This is a genomic window from Pseudoxanthobacter sp. (assembly GCF_036822375.1).
In the GTDB taxonomy this organism is placed as follows: domain Bacteria; phylum Pseudomonadota; class Alphaproteobacteria; order Rhizobiales; family Segnochrobactraceae; genus Pseudoxanthobacter.
On sequence record NZ_DAISHT010000177.1, the window covers coordinates 1 to 4,318 of the forward strand.

Below are 4,318 nucleotides of genomic sequence, written 5' to 3' on the forward strand. Positions count from 1 at the left end.
CCCCCGCTGATGACCGACAAGCGCACCGTCTTCGTCAAGACGTACGGCTGTCAGATGAACGTCTACGATTCCGATCGTATGACGGATGCACTGGTGCCGGCCGGCTATGTCTCGACCGATTCCATCGAGACCGCCGATCTCGTTCTGCTCAACACCTGCCATATCCGCGAGAAGGCCGCCGAGAAGGTCTATTCCGAACTGGGCCGCATCCGGCTGCTGAAGGAAGAGCGCGCGCGCAGCGGACGCGAGACCCTCGTAGCGGTTGCCGGCTGCGTGGCGCAGGCCGAGGGCGCGGAAATCGCCGCCCGCGCGCCCGTGGTGGACCTCGTGGTCGGCCCGCAGACCTATCATCGCCTGCCGGAGCTGATCGCCCGCGCCCGCAACGGCGAGCGCGTGGTGGAAACCGAACTCGCCACGGAAGAGAAGTTCGAGGCGCTGCCGGCGCCGGCGCGCGAGCGCACCCGGGCGCGCGGCGTCACCGCCTTCCTCACCGTGCAGGAAGGCTGCGACAAGTTCTGCGCCTTCTGCGTGGTGCCCTATACGCGCGGGGCGGAGGTCTCCCGGCCCGTCGACCGCATCGTGGCGGAGGCCGAGCGCCTTGCCGGCGCCGGCGTGCGCGAGGTGACGCTGCTCGGCCAGAACGTCAACGCCTATCACGGCGAGGGGCCGGACGGGTCGGCGTGGAACCTCGCCCGCCTCGTGGCCCGGCTGGCCGAGGTGCCGGGTCTCGACCGGCTGCGCTACACCACCAGCCATCCCCGCGACATGGACGACGACCTGATCGCCGCCCACCGCGACCTGCCGCAGCTCATGCCCTATCTGCACCTGCCGGTGCAGTCGGGGTCCGACCGCATTCTGGCGGCCATGAACCGCAAGCACACCGCGGCCGACTATCTGCGCCTGATCGAACGCATCCGCGCCGCGCGGCCGGATATCGCGCTGTCGGGCGACTTCATCGTCGGCTTCCCCGGCGAGACGGACGCCGATTTCGATGCCACCCTGAAGCTGGTGGACGAGGTCGGCTATCTCTCTGCCTTCACTTTCAAGTACAGCCCGCGTCCGGGCACCCCCGCGGCGGGGCGCAGGGAGCAGGTGCCGGATGCGGTCATGACCGAACGTCTCGACCGGCTGCAGGCCCTCGTCAATGCGCATACCCGCGCCTTCAACCAGCGCACCGTGGGGCTGACCGTCCCGGTGCTGTTTGAAAAACCCGGCCGTCGCCCGGGGCAGCTTTCGGGCCGCTCGCCGTGGCTTCAGGCCGTCCATGTCAGCGGCGATCCGGCGCTCATCGGCCGGATCGTCGATGTGACGATCACCGCCGTGGGAACCAACAGCCTTGCCGGCGAAATCGCCGGTGAGGCGAACAGCCGGACAGGGATTGCTTCGTGACAGTCGAACGGTCTGCCTCCCCCACTCCGCTGGCGCCGCGCCTCGTGCCGGCGTCCGACATCACCCATGTGGTGCTGGCCTTTGACGACAATCGCCTCATCAGCGATCTGTTCGGCCAGTTCGACCAGAATCTGGCGCTGATCGAGCAGCGCCTCGGTGTGGAGGCGGTGGCCCGCGGCAATCAGGTCACCATCAAGGGCCCGCACGAGGCCTGCGAGCACGCCCGCGACGTGCTGGAGCAGCTCTACGACCGGCTGCAGAAGGGGCTGGAGATCCACCCCGGCGACGTGGAAGGCGCCATCAAGCTGGTGGTGGCCGCCAAGGCGCAGCTGACGCTGCCGACGCTGGAGCCCAAGGGCAAGCTGGCCTTCGCGCAGGTCTCCACCCGCCGCCGCACCGTGGTGGCCCGCACCCCGGCGCAGGATGCCTATCTCCGGGCCATGGACCGGGCCGATCTGGTGTTCGGCAACGGCCCGGCCGGCACCGGCAAGACCTTTCTGGCGGTGGCCTATGCCGCGGCGCTGCTGGAGCGCGGCGATGTCGCCCGCCTCATCCTGTCGCGCCCGGCGGTGGAAGCCGGCGAGCGCCTCGGCTTTCTGCCCGGCGACATGCGCGAAAAGGTCGACCCCTATCTGCGCCCGCTCTATGACGCCCTCTACGAGATGATGCCGGCGGAGAAGGTGGAGCGCGGCCTGACGTCCGGCATGATCGAAGTGGCGCCGCTCGCCTTCATGCGCGGCCGCACGCTGACCAACGCCATCGTGCTGCTGGACGAGGCGCAGAACACCACCTCGATGCAGATGAAAATGTTCCTCACCCGTCTGGGCGAGAACTCCAAGATGATCGTCACCGGCGACCCGACGCAGGTCGACCTGCCGGCGGGACAGACCTCCGGCCTGTCGGAGGCGATCTCGATTCTGGAGCACGTTCCCGGCGTGGCCCATGTGCAGTTCACCGGCGCCGATGTGGTGCGCCACGAACTGGTCGGCCGCATCGTCACCGCCTACGAGAAGCTGCAGGCGGAAAAGGCGATCGCCCGCGGCCACGTCACCCGCGACACCGTGCGCGAGGTGATGCGCGGGCCGCGGCCGGTGAATCTGGAAGAGGACGGAAACGCCGGATGAGTGCGGCTGCCGTGACAGAAGCCGGCCCCGTCGGCCTCGACATCGTCGTCGAGGCCGGCGAATGGGCCGACGAAGACGTGCTGGAAGCGCTGGCGGCCCGCGCCCTCGGCGTGGCTGCCGGCCTTTCCGGCAGCGCGCCGGATGACGACACCCCGCCCGGCCCCTGCGAGGTGGCGCTGTGCTTTGCCGACGACGCCCGCGTGCAGGACATCAACCGCACGCATCGCGGCAAGGACAAGCCGACCAACGTGCTCTCCTTTCCGGCCGCCGACATGCCCGGCGCGCCGTTCCGTTTTCTGGGCGACATCATCCTCGCTTATGAGACAGTGGTCCGCGAGGCGGCGGCCGACGGCAAGACCTTCGACGACCACCTGACGCACCTCATGGTGCACGGTTTCCTGCATCTTCTCGGCTACGACCACGAAACCGTGGCCGAGGCAGAGGAGATGGAGGCTCTGGAAACCGCCATCCTGTCCCGTCTCGGCATCGCCGATCCCCATGCGGCACCGCTGGACGAGACCCCCTAGATCACGGCTGCCGCCGGGACGCGGCGCGCACCCGGCGCACACAGGCAAGCGAGGACGGCGAGAGCCGCACCGATGAACGACGAGACATCAAGTACCACCGCGGTCGCCCGGGCGACCGCACCGTCCGCACCGGGGGCAGGCGCCAGAGCGGTGGCCGAAGAAGCGACACGGCCGGCGGAAGGCCGCGAGCGCAGTCACGAGCGTCACCAGCCCGCCGAAGGCTGGCTGGCGCGCCTGATGGGAGCCATCGGCCTGCGCAATGCCGGCTCGCTGCGCGAAAGTCTGGAAAGCGCTCTGGCGGCCGGCGCGGGTGAGGATGGCGGAGAGGCGTTCTCGCCGGAGGAGCGGCTGCTGCTGCAGAACATCCTGCGGCTGCGCACCCTGCGCGTCGAGGATGTGATGATCCCGCGCTCCGACATTGTCGCCGCCGATGCCGTGACCTCCCTCGCCGCCCTGATCCGGCTGTTTCTGGCCTCCGGCCATTCGCGCATGCCGATCTACCGCGAAAGCCTCGACGATCCGCTGGGCATGGTGCACATCAAGGATCTGATGGCCTATATCGCCACCCGCGCCTCGGCTGCCGCCACGCCTTCGGAGGCCGAAAGCGGCCACCTGCCGCTCGGCAGCGTCGATCTTTCCTGCGCCATCGGCGAGGCCAACATCCTGCGGCCGGTGCTGTTCGTGCCGCCCTCCATGCCCGCCGGCGACCTGATTGCCCGCATGAAGGCGGAGCGGATGCAGATCGCCCTCGTGATCGACGAATTCGGCGGCACGGATGGCCTCGTCTCGCTGGAGGACCTGATCGAGACCGTGCTCGGCGATATCGAGGACGAGCACGATCAGGAAGAAGAGGAACTGGTGGCCGCCGATGCCGCCGGCCGCAGCTGGACGGCGGATGCCCGCATCGAGCTTGAAGACCTTGCCGAGACGATCGGGCCGGACTTCGACGTCAGTCACCTCGACGAGGAGGACATCGATACGCTGGGCGGGCTGATCTACACCCTCGTCGGCCGCATTCCCCACCGCGGCGAGACCATCGCCGCGGCTGCGATGCCCGGTTTCGGCTTTGAAATCCTCGATGCCGACCCGCGCCGGGTCAAGCGGGTGCGCATCTTCCGGCGCGAACCGGGCGAGGCTGCGGCCGAGGCGGAATGACCGGGCCTGCCCGGCAGACGGCGGGGCCGGCGGTCTGCAGATCCGCCGCCGGCAGCCCCGTCTGCCAGGGCACTTTGCCCGGACACTTTGGCCCGGACGCCTTGGCCCGAACGCCTTGGCCCG

At 69.2% G+C, this 4,318-nt stretch carries 4 protein-coding genes; all 4 read left to right on the forward strand.

From position 1 onward, the window contains the following. The first annotated feature begins 9 nt into the window (after nt 1-9). Nucleotides 10-1,389: a tRNA (N6-isopentenyl adenosine(37)-C2)-methylthiotransferase MiaB gene (gene miaB / locus V7067_RS13875; RefSeq protein ID WP_334176501.1), complete on the forward strand. Its 1,380-nt coding sequence runs from the start codon at nt 10-12 to the stop codon at nt 1,387-1,389. A 59-nt stretch (nt 1,390-1,448) separates the two neighbouring features. Next, nucleotides 1,449-2,513, forward strand: a complete 1,065-nt coding sequence (locus V7067_RS13880; RefSeq protein ID WP_334176502.1) for a PhoH family protein — start codon at nt 1,449-1,451, stop codon at nt 2,511-2,513. Further along, entirely contained in the window at nt 2,510-3,040 is a 531-nt protein-coding gene (ybeY, locus tag V7067_RS13885) for an rRNA maturation RNase YbeY (protein ID WP_334176497.1), read from the forward strand. The genes V7067_RS13880 and ybeY overlap by 4 nt, the downstream gene beginning before the upstream one ends. 72 nt (nt 3,041-3,112) lie before the next feature. Further along, nucleotides 3,113-4,195 carry a hemolysin family protein gene (locus V7067_RS13890; RefSeq protein WP_334176498.1) on the forward strand — a complete coding sequence of 361 codons (1,083 nt, stop codon included), beginning with the start codon at nt 3,113-3,115 and terminating at the stop codon, nt 4,193-4,195. The last annotated feature ends 123 nt before the right edge of the window (nt 4,196-4,318 follow it).